Annotated in this window: 22 protein-coding genes; 18 read left to right on the top strand and 4 right to left on the bottom strand. The window is 62.6% G+C overall.

Going from position 1 to position 24,223, the window contains the following annotated elements; genetic code table 11:
* Positions 1 to 508: 508 nt before the first annotated feature.
* The 4 genes from NCR38_RS13450 to NCR38_RS13435 all read left to right on the top strand — a co-directional run bounded on the left by NCR38_RS13450 (position 509) and on the right by NCR38_RS13435 (position 3,880).
* Positions 509 to 1,153 (top strand): MarR family winged helix-turn-helix transcriptional regulator, encoded by a 645-nt coding sequence (locus NCR38_RS13450; RefSeq protein ID WP_061116613.1) that lies wholly within the window; start codon positions 509 to 511, stop codon positions 1,151 to 1,153.
* Positions 1,154 to 1,286: 133 nt separating this feature from the next.
* Entirely contained in the window at positions 1,287 to 2,012 is a 726-nt protein-coding gene (locus NCR38_RS13445; protein ID WP_061116612.1) for a glutamine amidotransferase, read from the top strand.
* 109 nt (positions 2,013 to 2,121) lie between these two features.
* Positions 2,122 to 3,234 (top strand): NADH:flavin oxidoreductase/NADH oxidase, encoded by a 1,113-nt coding sequence (locus tag NCR38_RS13440; protein ID WP_061116611.1) that lies wholly within the window; start codon positions 2,122 to 2,124, stop codon positions 3,232 to 3,234.
* Between the two features lie 181 nt (positions 3,235 to 3,415).
* The gene (locus NCR38_RS13435; protein ID WP_061116610.1) at positions 3,416 to 3,880 is read left to right on the top strand and encodes an SET domain-containing protein; all 465 of its coding nucleotides are present in this window, start codon (positions 3,416 to 3,418) and stop codon (positions 3,878 to 3,880) included.
* 54 nt (positions 3,881 to 3,934) lie between these two features.
* Here the strand turns inward: NCR38_RS13435 and NCR38_RS13430 are convergent, their stop codons facing one another.
* Together NCR38_RS13430 and NCR38_RS13425 are read right to left on the bottom strand one after the other, a co-directional pair.
* Positions 3,935 to 5,389 (bottom strand): sensor histidine kinase, encoded by a 1,455-nt coding sequence (locus NCR38_RS13430; RefSeq protein ID WP_061116915.1) that lies wholly within the window; start codon positions 5,387 to 5,389, stop codon positions 3,935 to 3,937.
* Between the two features lie 80 nt (positions 5,390 to 5,469).
* Complete coding sequence (locus NCR38_RS13425) at positions 5,470 to 6,156, bottom strand: response regulator transcription factor (RefSeq protein ID WP_014192702.1); 687 nt, start codon at positions 6,154 to 6,156, stop codon at positions 5,470 to 5,472.
* Positions 6,157 to 6,333: 177 nt separating this feature from the next.
* Between NCR38_RS13425 and NCR38_RS13420 the strand changes: the two genes are divergently transcribed.
* Complete coding sequence (locus tag NCR38_RS13420; protein ID WP_061116914.1) at positions 6,334 to 6,564, top strand: DUF3717 domain-containing protein; 231 nt, start codon at positions 6,334 to 6,336, stop codon at positions 6,562 to 6,564.
* A gap of 248 nt (positions 6,565 to 6,812) precedes the next feature.
* On the top strand, positions 6,813 to 7,316 hold the full coding sequence (locus NCR38_RS13415; RefSeq protein WP_061116609.1) for an Lrp/AsnC family transcriptional regulator: 504 nt from the start codon (positions 6,813 to 6,815) through the stop codon (positions 7,314 to 7,316).
* On the opposite strand, the gene NCR38_RS13410 is transcribed toward NCR38_RS13415, so the two are convergent.
* Positions 7,274 to 7,804, bottom strand: a complete 531-nt coding sequence (locus tag NCR38_RS13410; RefSeq protein ID WP_061116608.1) for a class IV adenylate cyclase — start codon at positions 7,802 to 7,804, stop codon at positions 7,274 to 7,276. The two genes, NCR38_RS13415 and NCR38_RS13410, sit on opposite strands and share 43 nt — an antisense overlap.
* A 105-nt stretch (positions 7,805 to 7,909) precedes the next feature.
* On the bottom strand, positions 7,910 to 8,812 hold the full coding sequence (locus NCR38_RS13405; RefSeq protein ID WP_061116607.1) for a LysR family transcriptional regulator: 903 nt from the start codon (positions 8,810 to 8,812) through the stop codon (positions 7,910 to 7,912).
* A gap of 105 nt (positions 8,813 to 8,917) precedes the next feature.
* On the opposite strand from NCR38_RS13405, the gene NCR38_RS13400 reads away from it, so the two are divergent.
* From NCR38_RS13400 to NCR38_RS13345, 12 genes are all read left to right on the top strand, one after another.
* Positions 8,918 to 10,441: a CoA-acylating methylmalonate-semialdehyde dehydrogenase gene (locus NCR38_RS13400; RefSeq protein WP_250477235.1), complete on the top strand. Its 1,524-nt coding sequence runs from the start codon at positions 8,918 to 8,920 to the stop codon at positions 10,439 to 10,441.
* Between the two features lie 54 nt (positions 10,442 to 10,495).
* A complete protein-coding gene (locus tag NCR38_RS13395; RefSeq protein ID WP_061116605.1) occupies positions 10,496 to 12,172 on the top strand; it encodes a GMC family oxidoreductase in 1,677 nt (558 codons plus the stop codon).
* 382 nt (positions 12,173 to 12,554) lie between these two features.
* Positions 12,555 to 13,334 (top strand): ABC transporter ATP-binding protein, encoded by a 780-nt coding sequence (locus NCR38_RS13390; protein WP_061116913.1) that lies wholly within the window; start codon positions 12,555 to 12,557, stop codon positions 13,332 to 13,334.
* Complete coding sequence (locus NCR38_RS13385) at positions 13,331 to 14,092, top strand: ABC transporter ATP-binding protein (RefSeq protein WP_250477234.1); 762 nt, start codon at positions 13,331 to 13,333, stop codon at positions 14,090 to 14,092. Before NCR38_RS13390 ends, NCR38_RS13385 begins: the two co-directional genes overlap by 4 nt.
* 74 nt (positions 14,093 to 14,166) lie before the next feature.
* Entirely contained in the window at positions 14,167 to 15,387 is a 1,221-nt protein-coding gene (locus NCR38_RS13380) for an ABC transporter substrate-binding protein (protein ID WP_250477233.1), read from the top strand.
* A 93-nt stretch (positions 15,388 to 15,480) separates the two neighbouring features.
* The gene (locus NCR38_RS13375) at positions 15,481 to 16,365 is read left to right on the top strand and encodes a branched-chain amino acid ABC transporter permease (protein WP_061116602.1); all 885 of its coding nucleotides are present in this window, start codon (positions 15,481 to 15,483) and stop codon (positions 16,363 to 16,365) included.
* Entirely contained in the window at positions 16,365 to 17,336 is a 972-nt protein-coding gene (locus NCR38_RS13370) for a branched-chain amino acid ABC transporter permease (RefSeq protein ID WP_250477258.1), read from the top strand. The genes NCR38_RS13375 and NCR38_RS13370 overlap by 1 nt, the downstream gene beginning before the upstream one ends.
* 474 nt (positions 17,337 to 17,810) lie before the next feature.
* The gene (locus tag NCR38_RS13365; RefSeq protein WP_250477232.1) at positions 17,811 to 18,977 is read left to right on the top strand and encodes an ABC transporter substrate-binding protein; all 1,167 of its coding nucleotides are present in this window, start codon (positions 17,811 to 17,813) and stop codon (positions 18,975 to 18,977) included.
* A 279-nt stretch (positions 18,978 to 19,256) separates the two neighbouring features.
* A complete protein-coding gene (locus NCR38_RS13360) occupies positions 19,257 to 20,429 on the top strand; it encodes an ABC transporter substrate-binding protein (protein WP_061116600.1) in 1,173 nt (390 codons plus the stop codon).
* 147 nt (positions 20,430 to 20,576) lie between these two features.
* Positions 20,577 to 21,632, top strand: a complete 1,056-nt coding sequence (locus NCR38_RS13355) for a branched-chain amino acid ABC transporter permease (protein ID WP_061116599.1) — start codon at positions 20,577 to 20,579, stop codon at positions 21,630 to 21,632.
* A gap of 4 nt (positions 21,633 to 21,636) precedes the next feature.
* On the top strand, positions 21,637 to 23,421 hold the full coding sequence (locus NCR38_RS13350) for an ABC transporter permease subunit (protein ID WP_061116598.1): 1,785 nt from the start codon (positions 21,637 to 21,639) through the stop codon (positions 23,419 to 23,421).
* A complete protein-coding gene (locus NCR38_RS13345; protein ID WP_250477231.1) occupies positions 23,421 to 24,188 on the top strand; it encodes an ABC transporter ATP-binding protein in 768 nt (255 codons plus the stop codon). Before NCR38_RS13350 ends, NCR38_RS13345 begins: the two co-directional genes overlap by 1 nt.
* The last annotated feature ends 35 nt before the right edge of the window (positions 24,189 to 24,223 follow it).

Genomic DNA, 24,223 nt, shown 5'->3' with positions numbered 1-24,223 from the left:
GACGCTGTGGAAAACGTCAAAAAGAGGTGCAGAGTCAACGAGCTAGCGCGATGATAACCATGCGGCCCGCGTGTGGCGTCGCGACGAGGATTCTGGACAACGGAAAGGTGTCCGACGCGAGGGGAAGTGTTATCAAGAATACGCCCACATCAAAGAAGACTCTTTTCCACGGGTTATCCACAGTTCTGCGTGGATAATTAAGGTGTACGTTTGTTCTATGTCGCTTAGAATGGCGACTTTGCTGGCATGGCGTTATAGTCGGCAAGAAAACAGCGCCACGAGCAGGACCATAAGACGGCGCATAACGAAGAGGGTTGCAACGTCCCCATTCAGGCACCGCTAATTGGCTTGGCACGCCTGAATTTTGAGACGGCGGGGACCTGGAACGAAGGGCAGTTCGCAAGGGGTTCGGAGTACTTTCTGCGGGCGGCGTTTCGAACGAGGTGTTCGCGGTGGTTGCCGCGAACGTGCCGTCAGAACACATAAGCGGAACAACAAGCGAAAGACTATGAGTGAAGGCGTTTACGGAGAGCAGGCGACGGGGCGGGTGACCCACGGCCTGCTGAGGCTGAGCACCGCGATGCGCAGCCAGGCATGGGAATGGGCGGAAGGCGCGGGGCTGACGCCGACCCAGGGTGAAATTCTCGTTCTGCTGATGCAGCGCAAGGGGCCGATGCGCCTCGGCGAGATCGCACGTGAAACGGCGCTGACCGCCGCCACGACGAGCGATGCGGTGAGCACGCTCGAAGGCAAGGGTCTCGTCGAAAAGCGCCGCGCGCTCGACGACGGCCGCGCGCTCGCGGTGCGTCTGACCGCGCGTGGCCGCACGGCTGCGAAGAAGGCACTGCAATGGCCGGACTTCCTCGCGAAGGCGGTCGGCACGCTGCGCGAGGACGAGCAGGTGGCGTTCTATCGCACGCTGCTCAAGACAATCCGTCAGCTCGAATCGCAGCAGCAGATTCCGGCGCACCGCATGTGTCTCTCCTGCTCGCACTTCGAGGCGAGCAAGAATCCGAAGAAGACGCCGCATCACTGCGCGCTTCTGCAGATCGACATGGCGGACACGGATCTGCGTCTCGACTGTTCGGTATACGAAGAAGCCGACGTCGCCACGCAGAAGAAGAGCTGGAAGGTCTTCGCCCAAGTCGCCTGAATCAGGCTGCGCGGGTAAAAAGCCATCTGGCGGCATCCGGCGCTGTGAGGCCGCGGCGAGTCGGTTAGACTGTGCCCGTCGCGCCTCGCCGCGAGGCCCGGCTCGTCACTACTCCGTCCCGGGAAAGCCGCCGATGAAACATGAAGTCCTGGCGATTCGCCACGTCTATTTCGAAGATCTGGGCAGCCTCGAACACGTGCTCGGCGATCGCGGCCATCTCGTGCGCTATCTGGACGTCGGACGCGGCCGTATCGACGCGCCCAATCCGCTCGATCCTTCGTTGCTCGTCGTGCTCGGCGGACCGATCGGCGCTTGCGACGACGCGCATTATCCGCATCTCGCGCCGCTGCTTTCGATGCTCGAAAAGCGCATCGCGGCAGGCTTGCCGACGATCGGCATCTGCCTCGGCTCGCAACTGATCGCGCGGGCGCTCGGTGCGCGTGTGTATCCGTCGGGCAAGCTGGAGCTCGGCTGGTCGCCGCTCGAGCTGACCGGCGCGGGACGCGCGTCCGCGCTGCGGCATCTCGAAGCCGACGGCGCGCCCGTTCCGGTCTTTCACTGGCACGGCGATACCTTCGATCTCCCCAAGGACGCGACGCTCCTCGCATCCACCGATCTCTGCGCGCATCAGGCATTTTCCTGGGGCGAGCACGTTCTCGCGCTGCAGTGTCATCCCGAAGTGCTCGTGGAGCGCTTCGAGAGCTGGCTCGTCACGTACCCGGGCGATATCGCGCGCAGCGGCGCGACGGTCGCCTCACTGCGCGAAGACACCGCGCGTCACGGCGCGAAACTCGAACGGGCCGCTCGCGCGATGTTCGGCGAATGGCTCGACCGCTTCGCCGTGGTGGACGCGCGCTGAACGTGTGATGGTATGAATCATCGCGCCGCGTCTCGCGCGGTGCGCGTCCCTGCACGAAAGAAATCGCGGTGCTATTCTCGATCGCTCCTTTCTAGCGACGAGCCACGCCATGAGCGCGCTGTTCACTCCCACGACCCTCCGCAGCCTCCAGCTCCCGAACCGCATTTTCGTCTCGCCGATGTGTCAATACTCCGCCGAGCGCGGCGAGGCTACGGCATGGCACATGATCCATCTGGGCCACCTCGCGTTGTCCGGCGCGGGCATGCTGTTCATCGAGGCGACCGCCGTCGAGCCGGACGGCCGCATCACGCCGGGTGATCTCGGTCTTTGGGACGACGTCACCGAGGCCGCGCTGCGTCCGGTGCTTGCCGCGATCCGCCAGTATTCGAAGATCGCGGTGACGATGCAGCTATCGCACGCGGGCCGCAAGGCATCGAGCCGCAAGCCGTGGGAAGGCGGGCAGCTGATCTCCGTCGCCGATGGCGGCTGGATGACCTTTGCGCCATCCGCCATTGCGCACAAGCCTGAAGAGACCCCGCCGCTCGCGCTCGACGCCGCTGGCCTCATCCGTGTGAAGGAGGCGTTCGTCGCATCGGCGAAGCGTGCGGCGCGGCTCGGCATCGACGGCATCGAAGTGCACTGCGCGCATGGCTACCTGCTGCATCAGTTCCTGTCGCCGCTCGCCAATCAGCGCACCGACGAATACGGCGGCTCGCTCGAGAACCGCATGCGGTATCCGCTCGAAATCTTCGACGCCGTGCGCGCTGCGTTTCCCGCCGACAAGCCGGTCGGCGTGCGCGTCTCCGCGACCGATTGGGTCGAAGGCGGATGGAGCATCGAGGATACGATCGCGTTCGCGTCGGAGCTGAAAAAGCGCGGCGTGGACTGGGTCGATGTGTCGTCGGGCGGGGTCTCGCCGTTGCAGAAGATTCCGTTGTCGTCGGGCTATCAGGTGCCGTTCGCGCAGGCCGTGAAGGAAGCGACGGGCGTGAACACCGTGGCCGTCGGGCTGATCACCGAGGCAAAGGAAGCGGAAGAAATCGTCAGGAGCGGCAAGGCCGATTACGTCGCAATGGCGCGCGCGATGCTCTACGATCCGCGCTGGCCGTGGCACGCCGCCGCCGAGCTCGGCGCAACCGTCACCGCGCCGCCGCAGTACTGGCGCTCGCAGCCGCGCGAACAGAAGAATCTCTTCGGCGAGATCACCATCGGGCAACGCTGAAAAGTTTCGAACATCGTCCAGACGGTTGAGCATTCGCGCGCCGGGAGTGTAGGATACCGGTCTGTTGAGCGCGAGCGTTCAACCGAGCGAACGCGGCGCCTTTTGAGGCCACCGCGTTTTTTTTCATCCCGATGTTCATCCCGATCGCGCGGGAGCGAAGCGTTATTTAAGGATTCGTTCGATGAGTTCACGCAGGGTCACCGTTCGCCGCTCCGGCGTGCATGGCAAGGGCGTGTTTGCCGTGAAGCGGATTGCCGCGGGCGAGCAGGTGATGGAATACAAGGGCGAGCGCATTTCATGGAAGGAAGCGCTGCGCCGCCATCCGCACAACCCCGAAGAGCCGAACCACACGTTCTACTTCGCACTCGACGACGGCCGCGTGATCGACGGCAAGATCGAGGGGAACAGCGCGAAGTACATCAACCATTCGTGCGCGCCGAATTGCGAGGCCGAGGAAGTCGAAGGGCGCGTGTTCATTCACGCGTTGCGCGACATCGAGCCGGATGAAGAACTGAACTACGACTACGGGCTCGTCATCGACGGCCGCATCACGAAGAAGCTCAAGCAGGAATACGAGTGCCGATGCGGCGCAAGGAAATGCCGCGGCACGATGCTCGCGGTGAAGAAGGAGAAGAAGAAAAAGTAGGTCGCGCGCGCGTCGAGTCGATGCGAAAGAGCCACGCAAGCGCGTGGCTCTTTTTCATTCCGCCGCCGGCTTCTCTTCCTTGAGCGGCATGCGCACGATGAAGCGCGCGCCGCCTTCCGGCGCGTCCTCATAGTGCACGGTGCCGCCGTGCAGCACCATGATGTCGTGAACGATCGCGAGCCCGAGTCCCGCGCCGCCTTCCACGCTTTGTCCGTCGCCGCGGAAGAAGCGCTTGAAGAGATCCGGCTGCTGATCCGGCGGCACGCCCGGGCCGTTGTCCTCCACGATGACTTCGCCGAAGCGGCGGCCATTCGCGTCGCGCCATTCCGTGACCGTCATGGTGATACGCGCGCCTTCGATGCGAAACGGCGGAATGTACTTGAGCGCGTTGTCGATCAGATTTGCCAGGACTTCGCGGGCGAGCACGACGTTGCCGCGCACGATCAGCGGATGCTCGTTCTCGGGGTCGTCGAGACGCTGAAAGCCGAGATCGACGTGCGCGGCGAGCGCACGCGGCACCCACTCCGCGCCGGTTTCGAAGGCGAGCGCGGCGATGTCGAAATCGGCGAAACGCGCCGCCTGTTCGCCCGGCTCGGCGCGCGCGAGAGAGAGCAGTTGATTCGAAAGCCGCACCGCGCGATCCGCCGATGCACGCAACTCCTTCACCGCCTCGATCGCTTTGTCGGGATCGCGCGAACTGAGCGCCTGCTCCGCGTGCAGCTTGACCGCGGTCAGCGGCGTGCGCAGTTGATGCGCGGCATCGGCGATGAACTTGCGCTGCGCATCGAGCGCGCTCTGCAGGCGCACGAGCAAGGCGTTCATCGCGCTCGTGAGCGGGCGGATTTCGCTGGGGACATAAGTCTCGTCTACGGGCTCGAGCGAGATGTGCGTCTGCTGGTTGAGCGCGTCGGCGAGATCGGTGAGCGGGTTCAATTGCTGATTCACGACGCGCCACACGATCACCCAGCCCGCGAGCAGCAGCAGCGCGAGCGGCATCATGATCGCGATGAGAAACTCCACGGCGATCCGATACCGCGAGCCGACCCGTTGCGCCACTTCGACGACGATCGGATTGCCGGTCGGCTGCGGCACGCGCACTTGCGCCGCGCGCACGGAGACGCCCTGGAAGTGCGTCTCGAAGACATACGCGTAGTGGATGCGCCGCACGTTGGTGCCGGTGAGCGGCAGATCGGGCTCGCCCGCGATTTCCTCATCGCCCGTGCTGATGCGGTAGATGAGCTGCTCGACAGGATCGGAGAACATCGCCTGCGCGAGCGGCGGGACGGTGACGGGCGCATCGACGCCCGCGAGCTGGATCTGCTTGGAAATGGCAGTGGCCAGATCCGCGAGCGAGCGGTCGACGACGTGCTGCGTGTACTGCCAGGCGAGCCAGTACGCCATGAGGCCGCTCATCAGCGCGAGCAGGGACAGCGGCGCCGCGAGGCGGCGCAGCAGCGTGCGCCGCAGGCTCGGGGGCGCCGGCGTCCTGGTGGCTGTCGATCGAGCCAGATCGAGCCAGTCTTCGCGGGCGAAACGCTGATCGCTCGCACGGCGGGTGGGAAATCGCAAGGCGGTCTACGGCAGAAGCATTACGCGGCTTGCCGGATCTCCTGAAGCAGATAGCCGAAGCCCCGCACCGTCACGATCTCGACGCGCGTGTTTTCGAGTTTCTTGCGCACGCGGTGCACATACACTTCGATCGCCGTATCGCCGAGATCGCCGCCGAAGTGGGTCAGGTGATCCTGCAACTGCGCCTTGCTCACGACGCGGCCGTGGCGCAGCAGCAGCATTTCGAGCACGGCGAATTCACGCGGCGAGAGTTCGAGCGGACGTTCGTCGTTGAAGATGCGACGATCGACCCCCGACAGCCGCAGGCCGCCCAGCGACACTTCGGGGCGCGGCACGTCGCCGTGCGGGCCGCTGCGGCGCATCACCGCGCGAATGCGCGCTTCGAGTTCCTGCGGCTCGAAGGGTTTCAGCATGTAGTCATCGGCGCCGCTGTTCAGGCCTTGCACGCGGTCGTGCAGCTCGTCGCGCGCGGTGAGGATGATCACCGGCGTATGGCGGTTGCTCTGGCGAAAACGCGAGAGCAGCGTCATGCCGTCGATGCCGGGCAAGCCCAGATCGAGAATGACGAGTTCATGGCGGTTCTGCGCGAGCGCCTGCTCGGCGAAGATGCCGTCGTGGACCATGTCGACCGTGAAGCCGGATTGTTCGAGGCTGCTTTGAATGCCGCGCGCGATGGGGCGGTCGTCTTCGATCAGAAGGATTCGCATGGAGTCGCTCAAGTACAATGGTTGAGTTCAAGCGGGCGGGGCGGTCGGTGACATGCTCACATGCACGACGGGGCGGCGCGGGCTCGAGCGGTTTACATCTCATATCTCATGCGGCGTCGCGCGACCGTATCCCGGAATGCGCGAGCCGCCGTACACCGAAAGTGTTTCTGCCCGGACATGGCTGTCATCTCGATCAACGAACTCGAAGCCGCGATCAACTACTGGCGCGGCCGCTCTCCGTCTAGCGGCGACGAACTCAGCCTTTGCAAGGAGGCGAGCGCGTTGTCCAGGCCCTATGCGCTGCTGATTGTACAGCGTCAGTCCGGCGTGCCACCCGAGCAACTGGACGACGACGCGCGCGCCGCGTGGGAAGCTTACGAGCAATTCAGGAATGGTATCCAAGACTGAAAGCTAGCTGACGTCTGAGCTTTCTTTTTCCTGTTCTAACGCTTTCGTTTTTCCCGATTTCGCGGAATTTCGCGCGATTTTCGCCTTTCGCGATGTCATGATTGGTAACACGCGCGTTACTTTGTTTGCCGCCGTAAGCAATTCGTCAAATACGCGCTGAACGGCCCTTTCGCGCAAAGGGTTTGTGAGCTTCTGGTCATCAGTGCGATAAAGTCGCATTCATCCACGCCACAGCGCACATCCGCCTCATGCTCGAACTCGACCATTTCGACCTCGCCCTGCTCGACGTGCTTCAACGGTTCGGGCGCGCCACGCATCAGCAACTGGGCGAGCAAGTGCCGCTTTCGCCGTCGCAGATCGGGCGGCGGCTGCAGCGGCTGGAATCGACGGGGGTGATCGAAGGGTATCGCGTGGTCCTGCGGCCGGAGAAGCTCGGCCTGGGCGTAACGGCGTTCACGAGCCTGAAGCTTAAGCATCACGGCGATTCGATCATCGAGCAGTTTCAGCAGCAGATCGAGATGCTGCCCGAAGTGCTCGAATGCCACGCGACCGTGGGCGACGCCGACTATCTGCTGCGCATCGTCGCGCCGGATTTGAACGCGCTGTCAGGTTTCGTGATGAAAAAGCTGATGCGCGTGCCGGGCGTCGACAGCGTGCGCTCGAACATCGTGCTCACGACGTTCAAGCGCAACGGCCCGCTGCCGCTCTCTCATCTGGCGAGCGATGACTCGGGGCTCAGCAGATCCACGTAAGCGAGCGGCACGAGGTCCGTCTGCGCAACGCCCAGGCGCGCGAACATCGCGTGCGCTTCCTGTTCGCCGCCGGCTTCGTCGTCGTCCTGGCCGAGGAGCACTTCCAGCTCGATGAAATCGCCCAGGCCGTCCACGCGGTCCAGATGAATGCGCGTGCGTCCGACGAGATACACGTGCCGCTCCTTCGAGACGATGCCGCGCGTCGTCAGCGCCTGGGCGAGCAGCGCGTGCATCGCTTCGGGATTCGTGACCGGGCTGCGCGAGTAATACGAGACTTTCGGGCCGTCGCGGTCGTCGCGCTGATAAAAGATCAGCTCGGACGGCGTGCCGTCGTCGAACTGGCGCAGCTTGAGGCGTCCGGTCGGCACGTCGTAGAAGAAGTCTTGCTGGCGGAAAACCAGCGGCGCTTCGGTGGCGAGCGCGGCCGCCCGTTCGCGCAGCTGGTCGAACTGATGCGCGCGCGCCTTGATTTCGATGTTGCGTGCCATGAAGGCTCCTCGAACACGGTTGGATGGACGAGCCTAGCAAACAATCGATGAAGGTCGCTTGAATGCACTTGCGCGCGGACTCGGTATTTCCACTGAGATGTCGGCTCAAACCGCCCACTGCGCGTCGATCAGCCGCAGCGCCGCGGCGATCGCCGGTTCCTCGCGGCGCTCCGCCAGCGCGACGAAAGACAACTGCGTGGGCACCGTGACGCCTTCGACGATCGTCAGCGCGTGCGCATGCGCTTGCGCCAGCGCGATCGAATCCCGCACGAGTGACAGGCCGACGCCCGATTTGACGAGATCGAGCATCGACGGCTCCTGGTCGACTTCCGCGACGATCACCGGCATCGCGCCCGCCTCGCGGAAGATGCGCGACAACAGCCGGTTGTGGGCGGACTCGGCGGGCGTCCAGATCCACGGCAGCTTGGCGAGCGCGGCCCAGTTGCGCTTGCCCTTGTTCACGCGGTTGTGCCAGCCCGCCGGCGCGAGCACGCGGTAAAGAAACGGCGTCAGCCTGACCACGTGGAAGCGCTCGCCGTCGCGCGTGCCGTCGATGGCCGGATCGCCGATGTAATAGCCGACGTCCAGATCGCGCGACCTCACGCGCTCCAGAACCCAGCCCGACATGCCGTGCCGCAACGAGGTTTCGATACGCGGATGCGTCTCCACCAGTTGCCGCAGGAAGCCGCCGAGACGCAGGAATTCGGGATCGAGAATCGTGCCGATGCGAAGCGTCCCGCTCACTTCGTGACGCAGCGCAGCAGCAGCGCGCTGCACGTCGGCGGCGGCGGTGAGTGCGCGTTCGGCGTGCGGCAGAAGCGCTTCGCCGTCGCGCGTCAGCAGAAGACCGTGCGACGTCCGCGAGAACAGCACGACGCCCAGCATCTCCTGCAGATTCTTGATCTGCAGACTGACAGCCGGCTGCGTGAGATGCAATTGCGCCGCGGCGCGCGTGAGATTGCCTTCACGAGCGACGGCGAGAAAGGCGCGCAAAAGGGTGTAGTCCATCGCCTGATATTAAATCTTCTTATATCCCAGTTGAACATATCTCATTGGATTCGAGGAAGCATCCGGCAGTACGCTCGGGCTATTCACACATATAAGAGAGACATCATGGGCGAGACACATCGAAGCGAAGCGCGCGTCGCGGCGTTGACGCATTTCATCGGCGGCAAGCGGGTCGAAGGCGCGAGCGAGCGTTTCGGCGACGTGTTCAACCCGGCGACGGGCGCCGTCGCATCGCGCGTGGCGCTGGCGGGCGCATCCGAAGTGGATGCCGCCGTAGCCGCCGCGAAAGCCGCTTTCCCCGAATGGAGTGAAACCGCGCCGATCAAGCGTGCGCGCGTGCTCTTCAAGTTCAAGCAACTGCTCGACGAACATCACGACGAACTCGCCGAGATCATCACGCGCGAGCACGGCAAGGTGTTCAGCGACGCCAAGGGCGAAGTGATGCGCGGCATCGAGATCGTCGAGTTCGCGTGCGGCATTCCCAATCTGCTCAAGACCGACTTCACGGATCAGATCGGCGGCGGTATCGACAACTGGAACCTGCGTCAGCCGCTCGGCGTGGTCGCGGGCATCACGCCCTTCAACTTCCCGATGATGGTGCCGTGCTGGATGTTCCCCATCGCGATCGCGGCGGGCAATACCTTCGTGTTGAAGCCATCGGAGCGCGATCCGTCGGCATCGGTTCGTCTCGCGGAATTGCTGACGGATGCCGGCTTGCCAGATGGCGTGTTCAACGTCGTGCACGGCGATAAAACCGCTGTCGACGCATTGCTCGCGCATGGGGATATCGAAGCGCTGTCGTTCGTCGGCTCGACGCCGATCGCCGAATACATCCACACTGAAGGCACGAAGCACGGCAAGCGCGTGCAGGCGCTGGGCGGCGCAAAGAACCATCTCGTCGTGATGCCCGATGCGGATCTCGATCAGGCGGTCGATGCGCTGATCGGCGCGGCGTATGGTTCGGCGGGCGAGCGCTGCATGGCGATTTCGGTTGCGGTCGCGGTGGGTCACATCGCCGATGAGCTGATCGAACGCCTCACGCCGCGCGTGAAATCGCTCGTGATCAAGAACGGCATGGAAAGCGATGCCGAAATGGGTCCGCTCGTCACGGGCGCGCATCGCGCGAAAGTCGAAGGCTACATCGACGCGGGCGTGAAGTCGGGCGCGACGCTCGTCGTCGATGGGCGCGGCCACAAGGTCGAAGGGCACGAGAACGGCTTCTTTCTCGGCGGCACCCTGTTCGACAACGTGAAGACGGACAGCAGCATCTATAAGGAAGAGATCTTCGGACCGGTGCTCTGCGTCGTGCGCGTGCCGGATTTCGCGAGCGCGGTCGAGCTCATCAACAAGCATGAGTTCGCCAACGGCGTGTCTTGCTACACAACGGATGGCGGCGTCGCGCGCGCGTTCTCGCGTCAGATCAAGGTCGGCATGGTCGGCATCAACGTGCCCATTCCGGTGCCGATGGCGTGGCACTCGTTCGGCGGCTGGAAGCGCTCGCTCTTCGGCGATCACCACGCATACGGCGAAGAAGGCGTGCGCTTCTATACGCGCTACAAGAGCGTGATGCAGCGCTGGCCCGACAGCATTGCGAAGGGCGCCGAATTCACGATGCCGGTAGCGAAGTAATCGAATCATCGAATCATCGAAGCCGCGCAAGACGGCAAAGTCAGGAGACACGTCATGAAGCAGAACGCACGCAAGCTGGAAGGCGAGTTCGACTACATCATCGTCGGTGCGGGCACGGCAGGTTGCGTGCTCGCAAATCGCCTCACCGAAGATCCGAACGTGAAAGTGCTGCTGCTCGAAGCAGGGGGCAAGGACGACTATCACTGGATTCACATTCCGGTCGGCTATCTGTATTGCATCGGCAATCCGCGCACGGACTGGCTCTACAAGACGCAGGCAGAACCGGGTCTCGACGGCCGCAAGCTTTCGTATCCACGCGGGCGCGTGCTCGGCGGATGCTCCTCTATCAACGGCATGATCTACATGCGCGGCCAGCGCGAGGACTACGACGACTGGGCGCACATCAGCGGCGATCCGAACTGGTCGTGGGATTCGGTGTTGCCCATTTTCATGCGCAGCGAGGATCATCACGGCGGCGGCAATGCATGGCATGGCGCGGGCGGCGAATGGCGCGTCGAGAAGCAGCGCCTGAAGTGGAAGATTCTCGAAACCTTCGCGCAGGCCGCGCAGCAAAGCGGCATTCCCGCGACGGACGATTTCAACCGCGGCGACAACACCGGCGTCGGCTATTTCGAAGTGAACCAGCGCGGCGGCATTCGCTGGAATGCGGCGAAAGCATTCCTGCGTGAAGCGATGAAGCGCCCCAACCTCACGACGATCACCGGCGCGCATACGCAACGCCTCGTGTTCGAAGGCATGCGCTGTATCGGAGTGGAATATCGCGGCGGCGATGTCGATTACCTCGCGCGTGCGCGTATCGAGGTAATTCTCAGTGCGGGCGCGGTGAATTCGCCACAGATTCTCGAACTCTCCGGTATCGGCAACGGCGCGCGTCTGCAACGCCTCGGCATCGATGTCGTGAAGAGCCTGCGCGGTGTCGGCGAAAATCTGCAGGACCACTTGCAACTGCGCATGGCGTACAGGGTCGATGGCGTGCGCACGCTCAATACGCTGTCGGCGCATTGGTGGGGCAAGCTCTTTATCGGCATGCAATACGCGGTGATGCGAAGCGGGCCGATGTCGATGGCGCCGTCGCAACTGGGCGCGTTCGCCAAATCGAATCCCGACGATGCGTCGATCACACGCGCCGATGTCCAATATCATGTCCAGCCTTTGTCGCTCGAACGTTTCGGCGAGCCGCTGCATTCGTTCAATGCGTTCACCGCGTCCGTGTGCAATTTGCGGCCCACATCGCGCGGCAGCGTGCATATCGAATCGCCGGATGCGCACGCAGCGCCGCTGATCGCGCCGAACTATCTGTCCACCGACCGCGATCGCGAGGTCGCCGCGAATTCGCTGCGTCTCACACGACGCATCGCCAGCGCGCCAGCGCTGGCGCAATACGCGCCCAAGGAAATTCTTCCGGGCATCCAGTTCCAGACGCAGGAAGAACTCGTCGAAGCGGCGGGCAAGATCGGCACGACGATCTTCCATCCGGTCGGCACGTGCCGCATGGGCACGGACAACGATCCGGGCGCGGTCGTCGACAGCCGCCTGCGCGTGATCGGCGTGCGCGGGTTGCGCGTGGTCGACGCATCGGTGATGCCGACCATCACATCGGGCAACACGAACTCGCCGACCCTGATGATCGCCGAGCGTGCGAGCGAGATGATCCGCGAGGACAGGCGCGGCATCGAAGCGGAAGAAGTGATCGCCACCGCACTTGCGTGACGGATCGGTGACACGGGCGCGTCAGATGCCGGGACGTCGGGATGACGCGTGACTGGCGCGCGCATGAGGCCGCACCGAGGAATGCTTATATGCAAAGCGCATAAGCAGTCTCCGTGCCCCTAATGCGTGCACGCGTAAAACTCCAAGCAATTCGTTAGTAAGTGCAAATCCCAATGATTGCGCTGCATCATTGGCGCGACAATGGCCCCGGAATTAGTGATGCTCGGCATACCTCGTGCACACTTTGTGCGGGCGCAACAGCGATGCAAGCAGCGAAGCGGCACCGGGATGGAGACAACGTTCGGGTGCGCGCGCGGAAAGAAAAAATAAGGCGCAGGCGAATACGGATATGCCCAGCGCTTCACTTCGCATGGAAGGGGACATGATTCTCGGCGACACCATTCTTGAAACGCGAGGGCTCACGAAGGAATTCAAAGGCTTTACGGCCGTGAATGGCGTGAACCTGCGCGTGCGCCGCGGTTCGATCCATGCGCTGATCGGACCGAACGGCGCAGGCAAGACGACCTGCTTCAACCTCCTCACCAAGTTTCTCGAACCCACCGCGGGGCAGATCGTTTTCAACGGCACGGATATCACGCGCGAGCGGCCGGCGCACATCGCGCGGCGCGGGATCATCCGCTCGTTTCAGATTTCCGCAGTGTTTCCGCACCTGACGGTGCTCCAGAACGTGCGCATCGGTTTGCAGCGGCAACTGGGCACGTCGTTTCATTTCTGGCGCAGCGAGCGTTCCCTCGATGCCCTCAACGACCGCGCGATGGATCTGCTCACGCAAGTCGGCCTCACCGACTTCGCCGATACGAGAACCGTCGAGCTCTCATACGGCCGCAAGCGCGCGCTCGAGATCGCGACCACACTGTCGATGGAACCCGAACTGATGCTTCTCGACGAGCCGACGCAAGGCATGGGTCACGAGGATGTCGATCGCGTGACGGCGTTGATCAAGAAGGTGTCGGCGGGCCGCACCATCCTCATGGTCGAACACAACATGAACGTGATCGCGGGCATTTCCGACACCATCACCGTGCTTCAGCGCGGCGAAGTGCTCGCCGAAGGCAGCTACGCGGAAGTGTCGAGGAATCCGCTCGTGATGGAAGCCTACATGGGCAGCGCCGATGCGGCGCTCACCGGAGCGCATGCATGAGTACGATCGTGGAGGAGCGCCGCTCGCGCGAGGCGAACGGCGCGGCGGGCAATGTGCCCGCGCTGGAAATATCGGGTCTGCAGGCGTGGTACGGGGAATCGCACATCCTGCACGGCGTGGACCTGAAGGTAAATCGCGGCGAAGTGGTCACGCTGCTCGGCCGCAACGGCGCGGGCCGCACGACCACGTTGCGCGCCATCATGGGTTTGACCGGGCGAAGGACGGGTTCCATCCGCGTCGGCGGAAATGAAACCATCGGCCTCGCCACACACAAGATCGCGCATTACGGGGTCGGCTATTGTCCGGAGGAGCGCGGCATTTTTTCGAGCTTGTCCTGCGAGGAAAACCTTCTTCTGCCGCCGATGATCGGCCATGCAAAAGACGCAATGCCGCTCGACGAGATCTACTCGATGTTCCCGAACCTGAAGGAACGCCGCGCAAGCCAGGGCACGCGTCTTTCGGGCGGTGAGCAACAGATGCTGGCCGTCGCGCGCATTCTGCGCACGGGCGCGAATCTGCTTTTGCTCGATGAAATTTCGGAAGGGCTCGCGCCGGTCATCGTACAGACGCTCGCGCGCATGATCCTCATGCTGAAGTCTCGTGGCTACACGATCGTCATGGTCGAACAGAATTTTCGTTTCGCGGCGCCGCTCGCGGATCGCTTTTACGTGATGGAGCACGGAAACATCGTCGAGCATTTCGGCGCGGGGGAACTCGAAGCGAAGATGCCGGTGCTGCACGAACTGCTCGGGGTGTAATCGATCCCGGGCGCGGCACATCGGAAGGGCAACACCAGTAATACCGCAACAAATCAAAACTCATGGAGACTGGAATGAAAAAGAAGACCCTCGCGCGCCTCTCTATTCTGTGCTTTGCGGCTGCGGCGGCGAGTGTGGCGGTGATGAGCACGAGCGCCAACGCCGCCGACAGCAACACGGTGAAGATCGGTTTCGTCACCGACATGTCTGGCCTCTACGCGGATATCGACGGGCAGGGCGGACTCGAAGCCATTCGCATGGCGGTCGCTGACTTCGGCGGAAAGGTGAACGGCAAGCCGATCGAAGTGGTGTATGCGGATCACCAGAACAAGGCGGATATCGCGGCATCGCGTGCGCGCGAATGGATCGACCGCGACGGCGTGAACGTGATCATCGGCGGGACGAACTCGGCGACGGCGCTTTCGAGCGCGCAAGTCGCGGCGGAGAAGAAGACGCCGTACATCAACATCGGCGCGGGCGCGGACAACCTGACCAACGAGCAGTGCTCGCCCTACACGGTCCACTACGCCTACGACACGATGGCGCTCGCGAAGGGCACCGGTTCCGCGGTGACCAAGCAGGGCGGCAAGACGTGGTACTTCCTGACGGCCGACTATGCGTTCGGCAAGGCGCTCGAAAAGAATACGGCTGACGTCGTGAAGGCCAATGGCGGCCAGGTGCTCGGCGAAGTGCGTCATCCGCTGTCGGCGTCGGACTTCTCGTCGTTCCTGCTGCAGGCGCAAGGTTCGAAGGCGCAGGTGCTCGGCCTCGCGAATGCCGGCGGCGACACGATCAACGCGATCAAGGCCTCGAAGGAGTTCGGCATCACCAAGTCGATGAAGATCGCCGCGCTGCTGATCTTCATCTCCGACATCCACAGCCTCGGCCTCGAAACCACGCAAGGGCTGGTCGCGACGGACAGCTGGTACTGGAACAAGGACGACAAGACGCGCGCCTGGGCGAAGCGCTACTTCGACAAGATGAAGAAGATGCCGGGCAGCCTGCAGGCGGCGGATTACTCGGCTGTCACGACGTACCTGAACGCGGTGAAGGCGGCGGGCACGACCGACAGCGACAAGGTCATGGCGCAGCTCAAGAAGGCGAAGATCGACGACTTCTACGCGAAGGGCTACATCCGCGAAGACGGATCGATGATCCACGACATGTACCTGATGGAAGTGAAGAAGCCGTCGGAATCGAAGGAGCCGTGGGACTACTACAAGATCACCGCGACGATTCCGGGCGATCAGGCGTTCGGCACCAAGGCCGAATCGCGCTGCAAGCTCTGGAAGTAAGCATTCGGTAGTGCGCAAGCGTCGCGAGGCGGGCGGCCGGAAGGGCCGCTTCGCCGTCGCAGCCGCGTCAACACGTTTCTGACGGCAGGTTCAATGGAAATATTCGGCATCCCGCTCGCCGCAATGATGAGCCAGCTGTTGCTCGGGCTGGTGAACGGCTCGTTCTACGCGATCCTGAGCCTCGGGCTCGCGGTGATCTTCGGCTTGCTCAACGTCATCAATTTCGCGCATGGCGCGCTCTTCATGCTGGGCGCGATGCTCGCGTGGATGGGCTATTCCTATTTCAACATCCCGTACTGGGCGATGCTGCTGCTCGCGCCCATCGTGGTCGGGCTGTTCGGCGTGGTCGTCGAGCGCTCGATGCTGCGCTGGCTTTACAAGCTCGATCATCTTTACGGGCTGCTGCTCACCTTCGGCCTGACGCTCGTGATCGAAGGCGTGTTCCGCTCCATCTACGGTTCTTCGGGGCAGCCTTACGACGTGCCGTCGCTGCTTTCGGGCGCGACCAATCTCGGCTTCATGTTCCTGCCGAACTATCGCGCGTGGGTGGTCGCCGCGTCGCTCGCCGTGTGCTTTGCGACGTGGTTCGTGATCGAAAAGACGCGCATCGGCGCTTATCTGCGCGCGGGCACGGAGAATCCGAAGCTCGTCGAGGCATTCGGCGTCAATGTGCCGATGATGATCACGCTCACCTACGGCTTCGGCGTCGCGCTCGCGGCGTTCGCGGGCGTGCTGGCGGCGCCCGTGATCCAGGTGTCGCCGCTCATGGGCCAGTCGATGATCATCACCGTGTTTGCGGTCGTCGTGATCGGCGGGATGGGCTCGATCATGGGCTCGATACTGACGGGCCTGCTGCTCGGCGTGATCGAGGGCTTTACGCGCGTGTTCTATCCGGAAGCGTCCGCGACGGTCGTCTTCGTCATCATGGCGATCGTGTTGATGATTCGCCCGGCAGGACTCTTCGGCAAGGAAAAATGATGCAGAGAAAAGCGCTCTACGGCCTGTTGCTGATCGGCCTGATCGTCGCGCCGTTCGTCGGCGTGTATCCGCTGTTTATGATGAAGGTGCTGTGTTTCGCCCTGTTTGCGGCGGCATTCAATTTGCTGATCGGCTATACCGGGCTGTTGTCGTTCGGTCATGCGATGTTCCTCGCGACCGCCGGCTATGTCGCCGGCTATGCGATCCAGTCGCTGAACTTCACGCCGGAGCTCGGCGTAATCGCGGGCACGGCGGCGGCGACGCTGCTCGGGCTCGTCGCCGGTCTGCTCGCGATCCGGCGCCAGGGCATTTACTTCGCGATGGTCACGCTCGCGCTCGCGCAGATGGTGTACTTCGTGTTCCTGCAGGCGCCGTTTACGCATGGCGAAGACGGTCTGCAAGGCGTGCCGCGCGGCAAGCTGTTCAATGTCATCGATCTGGGCAACGACATCACGCTCTACTACGTCGTGCTCGTCGTGATGCTGCTCGCGTTCGCGCTGATCGTGCGCATCGTGCATTCGCCGTTCGGGCAAGTGCTGATCGCAATCAAGGAGAACGAGCCGCGCGCGATTTCGCTCGGCTACGACACGTCGCGCTACAAGCTGCTGGCGTTCGTTTTGTCGGCGGGTCTCTCGGGCTTCGCGGGGGCGATGAAGACACTCGTGCTCGGCTTCGAAACGCTCGGCGACGCCTACTGGACGATGTCGGGCCTGGTCGTGCTGATGACGCTCGTCGGCGGCATGAGCACGATGTTCGGGCCGTTGCTCGGCGCGGCGATCATCGTCGCGCTCGAAGACCGGCTCGGCGACATCGGCAGCGGCATCGCGCGCATCACGGGTGTGTCGTGGTTCAACTCGTTGGGCGAATCGGTGACGATCGTGACAGGCGTGATCTTCATCGCGTGCGTGCTCGCCTTCCGCCGCGGGATCGTCGGAGAGATCATCGCGCGGGTTCGGCCGCTTCAAGGCTGAGCGATTTATTTGGAATTACGAACGAATGGAGCATTTGAAAAAAGCGCGCTAAATTGCAAGAAATACGCCCCGTTGCGGTGCTTTTGTGCACCACTAGGGTAAATGCTAGGTTGTCGTGCAGTGTTGCGTTCTTTAACATGCGTCCTAGTTCTGTTGCACCCAGATTTTTGAGGTGGAGAACGAGGAGACATGAGGCACAAAGTGCCCGACCGAAAAGCGCTGTTGGATGAGTCCAACAGCGCTTTTTTTATTTGCCGTCGATAATACGAATAAATCCCCGCGGATTTTTTTTAAGGCGGGTTTTCCCGGGGTTCGCAAGGCACGGAAAACCTTCAAAACGCTTGCTGCACGGCGGTTTCCTCCGCTAAACTGCATTTCCCGACCCGCCGGTCGGCGATTCAGAGCGGGCGCGAAACACGGCATATTCGCAGACAATTCTTCACGCAGAAAACACGATTTACGGGGCGCAAATCAATGAAGTTGGCTTTACGCGGCAAGGCGGTCGCAATGGCCGTCGCGGGATTATCGGCGGTATTCAGCAATCAGGTTTTGGCGGACGTGAAAATCGGCGTGACGGTCTCGGCGACAGGACCGGCGGCTTCGCTCGGCATTCCGGAAAAGAACACCGTCGCGCTGTTGCCCAAGGAAGTCGCCGGGCAGAAATTGGAATACATCGTTCTGGACGACGCGACCGATTCCACCCAGGCGGTGAAAAACGCACGCAAGCTGACGAGCGAAGATCACGTCGATGCGCTGGTCGGTTCGACGGTCGTTCCCAATTCGCTCGCGATGATCGACATCGCGGCCGAAACGCACACCCCGATGATTTCGATGGCCGCGGCCGCGAGCATCGTCGAGCCGATGGACAGCAAGCGCGCGTGGGTCTTCAAGACGCCGCAGAACGACATTCTGATGGCTACCGCGATCGCGCAGCACATGTCGAATCACGGCGTGAAGACTGTCGCGTTCATCGGCTTTTCCGACGCCTACGGCGAGAGCTGGTTCAAGGAATTTTCGAAGGCAGCCGATCTGGCGAAGCTGAAGATCGTCGCGAACGAGCGCTTTGCGCGCAACGATGCGTCGGTGACGGGCCAGGTGCTCAAGATGATGTCGCAGAACGCGGACGCGGTGCTGATCGCGGGCGCGGGCACGCCGGCCGCGCTGCCGCAGAAGACGCTCAAGGAGCGCGGCTACAAGGGCAAGATCTATCAGACGCACGGCGTCGCCAATAACGATTTCCTGCGCGTGTGCGGCAAGGACTGCGAAGGCACGTTCCTGCCCGCGGGCCCGTTGCTCGTCGCGGAGCAGTTGCCTGACAGCAACCCCGTGAAGCAAGCCGCGCTGACGTACAAGAAGGCGTACGAAGGCGCCAACGGCGCGGGTTCCGTGTCGACGTTCGGCGGTCACGCGTGGGACGCGGGCCTCATTCTGCAGCGTGCGATTCCTGTTGCGCTGAAGAAGGGCCAGCCGGGCACGCCGGCGTTCCGCGAAGCGTTGCGCGCGGCTATCGAAGAGACGAAGAATCTGCCTGCATCGCACGGCATCTTCAACATGAGCCCCAACGATCACTCCGGACTGGACCAGCGCGCACGCGTGATGGTGGAGATCGTCGGCGGCAAGTGGAAGCTCTCGGGCAACTGACGGATTCGCATGTGAACTGATTCGGAGAACAAAGGCGCGTAGCAACACAACGCGCCTTTTTTTCTGTGCCGTGCAGCAGGAACCGCGACGCGAAGGAGAGGGCGCAAAGCCTCGATCGCGGCGGCGCAACGGTCAGGGAAAACCAGCCTTGGCACGCAGTAACGCGGTAAATAGATTGGGGCGGCTCTTTGGTTGGCGCCAGAGAAGCAGCATCGATAACAACTCGCAGCAGCGCACCGCAGGGGTGCGTGAACCGCAAGTCGCGTTTGGAGACAAGCAATGAAAACGAAGAAGGCATGGATCAGGACGGGCATCGCGCTCGCCATCGCGGGCAGCGCGCTTGCCGGGGCGGGCGCGGCGCTCGCTCAGGTGAAGATCGGCGTGACGCTCTCGGCGACGGGACCGGCCGCATCGCTCGGGATTCCCGAGAAAAATACGGTCGCACTGTTGCCGAAGGAAATCGGCGGGAAGTCGGTCGAATGGATCGTGCTCGATGACGGGTCCGACACGAGCCGCGCCGTGCAGAACACGCGCAAGCTGATCGACGAAGATCACGTCGATGCGATCGTCGGCTCCACCGTGACGCCGAACTCGCTCGCGATGATCGATCCGGCCGCCGCCGGCAAGACGCCGATGATCTCGATGGCCGCGTCCGCCGCGATCATCGCGCCGATGGATGCAAAAAAGGCGTGGGTCTTCAAGACGCCGCAAAACGACGCGCTGATGGCCGATGCCATCGCGAGCTACATGGAAAAGCACGGCGTGAAGACGGTGGGCTTCATCGGCTTCGCGGATGCCTACGGCGACGGCTGGTACAACGTGTTCAATACGGCGGCGACGGCGCACAAGCTGAAGATCGTCACGAACGAGCGCTATAACCGCACGGACACGTCCGTGACCGGCCAGGTTTTGAAGACGATGGGCGCGAACCCGGACGCGGTGCTGATCGCGGGTGCGGGCACGCCGTCTGCGCTGCCGGCGAAGGCGCTGAAGGAGCGTGGCTACAAGGGCAAGGTCTATCAGACGCATGGCGTCGCCAACAACGACTTCCTGCGCGTGTGCGGCAAGGACTGCGAGGGAGAAATCCTGCCCGCCGGCCCGGTGCTCGTGACCGAGCAGTTGCCGGAGAGCAACCCGGTGAAGAAGTCGTCGGCCGCGTACAAGGACGCGTATGAGAAGGCGTATGGCGCAGGCACGCTGTCGACCTTCGGCGGGCATGCATGGGATGCTGGCCAGATGCTTCAGCGCGCGATTCCCGAGGCGCTCAAGAAAGGCCAGCCGGGCACGCCGGAATTCCGCGAAGCGCTGCGCGCCGCGCTGGAAAACCTGAAGGACCTGCCGGTGTCGCACGGGATCATGAACACGACGCCGACCGATCACAACGGCTTCGACAATCGCGCCCGCGTGATGGTGCAGATCGTCGACGGCAAGTGGAAATTGCTGAACGACTGAGCTCGACAGGACGCGCTTCATCGCGCGTTCTCGTTTCTTAATTTCGAGATGAATGGGCGGCGCACCGGCAACGGCGCGCCGCTTTGACCATGTTCCGGCGGCTGTTTCTTGAGTCGCCTGTTTCACAAGAAGCTTCGAAGAGGAAGTATGGACTTATCGATTGCGGCGATCCTCGCGCAGGACGGGATCACCACGGGCGCGATCTACGCCTTGCTCGCGCTCGCTCTGGTGCTCGTGTTCTCCGTGACACGCGTCATTTTCATTCCGCAGGGCGAGTTCGTCGCGTATGGCGCGCTCACGCTGGCCGCACTGCAGACGCAGAAGCTGCCGGCGACCTGCTATCTGCTCATCGCGATGGGCGTCGGCTGCTTTGTCGCGGAACTCGCGGGCATCGTTCGGCATCCTGCGCGATATCACCAGATCGGGCGCTTACTGGCAGTGCTGACGGGCAAGTATCTGCTGTTTCCCGTCGCGGTGTGGGGCATCACGCAAGCGGCGTTCGCACAGCCTCTGCCGATGATCGCGCAGATCGCGCTGACGCTTCTCATCGTCGTGCCGATGGGACCGTTCGTGTATCGCCTCGCGTATGAGCCGATCGCGGAGGCGAGCACGCTGTTGCTGCTGATTGTGGCGGTGGCGGTGCACTTCGCGATGGTCGGCCTCGGGCTCGTGATGTTCGGCGCGGAAGGCTCGCGCACGACGGCGTTTTCTGACGCCACGTTCAACCTGGGCAGCGTGTCGATCTCCGGGCAGAGCTTGTGGGTCGTCGGGACGGCCGTCGTGCTGATCGTCGCGCTGTACTTCTATTTCGATCGCTCGATCTCCGGCAAGGCCTTGCGCGCGACGTCGGTGAATCGCCTCGGCGCGCGGCTCGTCGGCATCGGCACGACGCAGGCAGGCCGCCTCGCATTCACGCTCGCGGCGGGCCTGGGCGCGCTGTGCGGCGTGCTCGTGGCGCCGATCACGACCATCTACTACGACTCGGGCTTCCTGATCGGCCTCAAGGGCTTCGTAGGCGCAATCGTGGGCGGTCTGGTGAGCTATCCGCTCGCGGCCGCAGGGTCGTTGCTCGTGGGTTTGCTCGAATCGTATTCGTCGTTCTGGGCAAGCGCGTACAAGGAGGTGATCGTCTTCACGTTGATTATTCCGGTCCTGCTGTGGCGAAGCCTGGCAAGCCCGCATTCGGATGAGGACGAGGAGTAAGCCGATGAACTTTCTGCATCGATATCGATTTTTCTGGTTGTTCCTGGTTGTCGTCTTCGCGCTGCCGGTCTTGCCGCGGCCGGTCGCCGTGCCCGAGTACTGGATCACGCTGCTGAACTACATCGGCCTGTATTCGATCGTCGCGATCGGGCTGGTGTTGCTGACTGGCATCGGCGGGATGACGAGCTTTGGGCAGGCCGCGTTCGTCGGCGTGGGCGCGTATGCGACGGCTTTCCTCACGACGCGCTACGGTGTCTCGCCGTGGCTCGCGCTGATCGCGGGCGTCGTGCTCACGGCCTTCATCGCGCTGCTGCTCGGTCTCATCACGATGCGCCTTTCGGGACATTTCCTGCCGCTCGGGACGATCGCGTGGGGACTCTCGCTGTTCTACCTCTTCGGCAACATGGAGTTGCTCGGCAAGTACGACGGCATCAACGGAATTCCCGTGCTCAACGTGTTCGGTTGGGAGCTGGAATCGGGCCGTAGCATCTATTACCTGATCTGGGTCGTGGTACTGCTTGCGGTGATTTCTGTTCAGAATCTGCTTAATAGTCGCCCGGGGCGAGCGATTCGCGCGTTGCGCGGCGGCGGCACGATGGCCGAAGCGATGGGCGTCAACACTGCCTGGATGCGCGTAGTCATCTTCGTCTATGCAGCCGTGCTCGCGGCCGTTTCCGGCTTCCTGTACGCCCATTTGCAGCGGGCGGTGAACCCGACGCCGTTCGGCCTGAATCACGGCATCGAGTTCCTGTTCATGGCGGTGGTCGGCGGCGTCTCCCATGTCTGGGGTGCGATTCTCGGCGCGACAATTCTCACCGTTCTGCAGGATTATCTGCAAACGCTTCTGCCCAAGCTGCTCGGCGCGAACGGCAACTTCGAGATCATCGTGTTCGGCGTGGTGATGGTCTTGCTGCTGCAATACGCGCGGCAAGGCGTCTGGCCGTTCGTGGCGCGTCTGTTTCCACGCGGGCCGCGTGCACACGTGCCGGATCATGGCGATGCTTTGCCGCAGCGCAGCAAACCCAACGTGGGGGAGCGCTTGCTGGTCGTCGACAAGGCGCGCAAGCAGTTCGGCGGACTCGTGGCAGTGAACGATGTGAGCTTCGAGGTGAGGGCAGGCGAAATCATCGGATTGATCGGCCCGAATGGCGCCGGGAAGTCCACGACCTTCAATCTTGTCACCGGCGTACTTCAGGCGACGAGCGGCGCAATCAGCTTCCACGGTGAGCGTATCGAGAAGCTGACTTCGCGTGAAATCGTCAAGCGCGGCATCGGCCGGACGTTCCAGCACGTGAAGATGCTTCCCGGGATGACGGTGCTGGAAAACGTGGCGATCGGCGCGCATTTGCGTGGAAGCACGGGCGTCTGGCGCAGTGTCGTGCGACTGAACGCGGCAGAAGAGGCGCGGCTGATGGCTGAGGCAGCGAAGCAGATCAAACGCGTCGGGCTGGAGAAGCATATCTATAGCGAGGCCGGTAGCCTCGCGCTGGGTCAACAACGGATTCTCGAGATTGCCCGGGCGCTGTGCTGCGATCCGACGCTGCTGCTGCTGGATGAACCCGCCGCCGGCCTTCGTTATCAAGAAAAGTTGCAATTGGCCGATTTGCTGCGAAAGCTGCGCGCGGAGGGAATGAGCATTCTTCTTGTCGAGCACGATATGGATTTCGTGATGAATCTGACGGATCGGCTCGTAGTAATGGAGTTCGGCACGAAGATCGCAGAAGGATTGCCTACGGATGTCCAAAAGGATCCGGCGGTGCTCGAAGCATATCTCGGCGGGGTGGAGTGATGGCGAAGGAATCGAACGCAGTTGTGAACCCGATCTTGCAGGTAGACGCCCTGTCCGTGCGCTACGGCAAGGTCGAAGCATTGCACGATGGCAAGCTCACCGTCGGAGCGGGGCAAATCGTTTCGGTGATTGGGCCGAATGGGGCGGGAAAGTCGACGCTCCTTAACGCGATCATGGGCGCGTTGCCCCAAACGGGGCACGCGAAGGGCGTGGTGCGTTACCTTGGCGAAGACGTGTCCGCATTGGCGATCGAGCGCCGCGTTTCACGTGGAATGTGTCTTGTGCCCGAGAAGCGCGAATTGTTCGCGACGATGGCGGTGGAGGACAATCTCGTGCTGGGCGCATATCGGCGGAAGAAAGCCGGCGAGCGAAACTTTCTCGATCAGCTCGACCACGTGTTCCAGCTTTTTCCTCGTCTAAAGGAGCGAAGAAGGCAGGCGGCGGGAACTTTGTCTGGTGGAGAGCGGCAGATGCTCGCGGTTGGCCGTGCATTAATGGGGAAGCCGCAACTTCTGATGCTCGACGAACCGAGCCTCGGCTTGGCGCCGCTGATCGTGAAGGAGATTTTCCACATCATCAGCGCGCTTCGGCAGACGGGTGTTGCAACGCTGTTGATCGAGCAGAACGCGCGCGCTGCGCTTCAGATTTCCGACTATGGCTATGTTCTTGAGACCGGCGAGTTCGCGCTGGAAGGAAACGCCGACGCGCTTCAGCACAACCCTCAGGTCATCGAAACTTATCTCGGTCTGACTAAAAAGGTGGCATAAAACGCGGTGTTCTTTGGGAAAATGGCGGCGTGTTT

It is taken from the genome of Caballeronia sp. INML1 (assembly GCF_023631085.1).
Taxonomy (GTDB): Bacteria; Pseudomonadota; Gammaproteobacteria; order Burkholderiales; family Burkholderiaceae; genus Caballeronia; species Caballeronia turbans.
This window is presented reverse-complemented; position numbering and strand designations above follow the sequence as displayed.

Excerpts from the sequence above, each read along its gene's own strand:
- NCR38_RS13450 (WP_061116613.1), top strand. The coding sequence starts at position 509 with ATGAGTGAAGGCGTTTACGGAGAGCAGGCGACGGGGCGGGTGACCCAC.
- NCR38_RS13445 (WP_061116612.1), top strand. The coding sequence starts at position 1,287 with ATGAAACATGAAGTCCTGGCGATTCGCCACGTCTATTTCGAAGATCTG.
- NCR38_RS13440 (WP_061116611.1), top strand. The coding sequence starts at position 2,122 with ATGAGCGCGCTGTTCACTCCCACGACCCTCCGCAGCCTCCAGCTCCCG.
- NCR38_RS13435 (WP_061116610.1), top strand. The coding sequence starts at position 3,416 with ATGAGTTCACGCAGGGTCACCGTTCGCCGCTCCGGCGTGCATGGCAAG.
- NCR38_RS13425 (WP_014192702.1), bottom strand. The coding sequence starts at position 6,156 with ATGCGAATCCTTCTGATCGAAGACGACCGCCCCATCGCGCGCGGCATT.
- NCR38_RS13420 (WP_061116914.1), top strand. The coding sequence starts at position 6,334 with ATGGCTGTCATCTCGATCAACGAACTCGAAGCCGCGATCAACTACTGG.
- NCR38_RS13415 (WP_061116609.1), top strand. The coding sequence starts at position 6,813 with ATGCTCGAACTCGACCATTTCGACCTCGCCCTGCTCGACGTGCTTCAA.
- NCR38_RS13410 (WP_061116608.1), bottom strand. The coding sequence starts at position 7,804 with ATGGCACGCAACATCGAAATCAAGGCGCGCGCGCATCAGTTCGACCAG.
- NCR38_RS13405 (WP_061116607.1), bottom strand. The coding sequence starts at position 8,812 with ATGGACTACACCCTTTTGCGCGCCTTTCTCGCCGTCGCTCGTGAAGGC.
- NCR38_RS13400 (WP_250477235.1), top strand. The coding sequence starts at position 8,918 with ATGGGCGAGACACATCGAAGCGAAGCGCGCGTCGCGGCGTTGACGCAT.
- NCR38_RS13395 (WP_061116605.1), top strand. The coding sequence starts at position 10,496 with ATGAAGCAGAACGCACGCAAGCTGGAAGGCGAGTTCGACTACATCATC.
- NCR38_RS13390 (WP_061116913.1), top strand. The coding sequence starts at position 12,555 with ATGATTCTCGGCGACACCATTCTTGAAACGCGAGGGCTCACGAAGGAA.
- NCR38_RS13385 (WP_250477234.1), top strand. The coding sequence starts at position 13,331 with ATGAGTACGATCGTGGAGGAGCGCCGCTCGCGCGAGGCGAACGGCGCG.
- NCR38_RS13380 (WP_250477233.1), top strand. The coding sequence starts at position 14,167 with ATGAAAAAGAAGACCCTCGCGCGCCTCTCTATTCTGTGCTTTGCGGCT.
- NCR38_RS13375 (WP_061116602.1), top strand. The coding sequence starts at position 15,481 with ATGGAAATATTCGGCATCCCGCTCGCCGCAATGATGAGCCAGCTGTTG.
- NCR38_RS13370 (WP_250477258.1), top strand. The coding sequence starts at position 16,365 with ATGCAGAGAAAAGCGCTCTACGGCCTGTTGCTGATCGGCCTGATCGTC.
- NCR38_RS13365 (WP_250477232.1), top strand. The coding sequence starts at position 17,811 with ATGAAGTTGGCTTTACGCGGCAAGGCGGTCGCAATGGCCGTCGCGGGA.
- NCR38_RS13360 (WP_061116600.1), top strand. The coding sequence starts at position 19,257 with ATGAAAACGAAGAAGGCATGGATCAGGACGGGCATCGCGCTCGCCATC.
- NCR38_RS13355 (WP_061116599.1), top strand. The coding sequence starts at position 20,577 with ATGGACTTATCGATTGCGGCGATCCTCGCGCAGGACGGGATCACCACG.
- NCR38_RS13350 (WP_061116598.1), top strand. The coding sequence starts at position 21,637 with ATGAACTTTCTGCATCGATATCGATTTTTCTGGTTGTTCCTGGTTGTC.
- NCR38_RS13345 (WP_250477231.1), top strand. The coding sequence starts at position 23,421 with ATGGCGAAGGAATCGAACGCAGTTGTGAACCCGATCTTGCAGGTAGAC.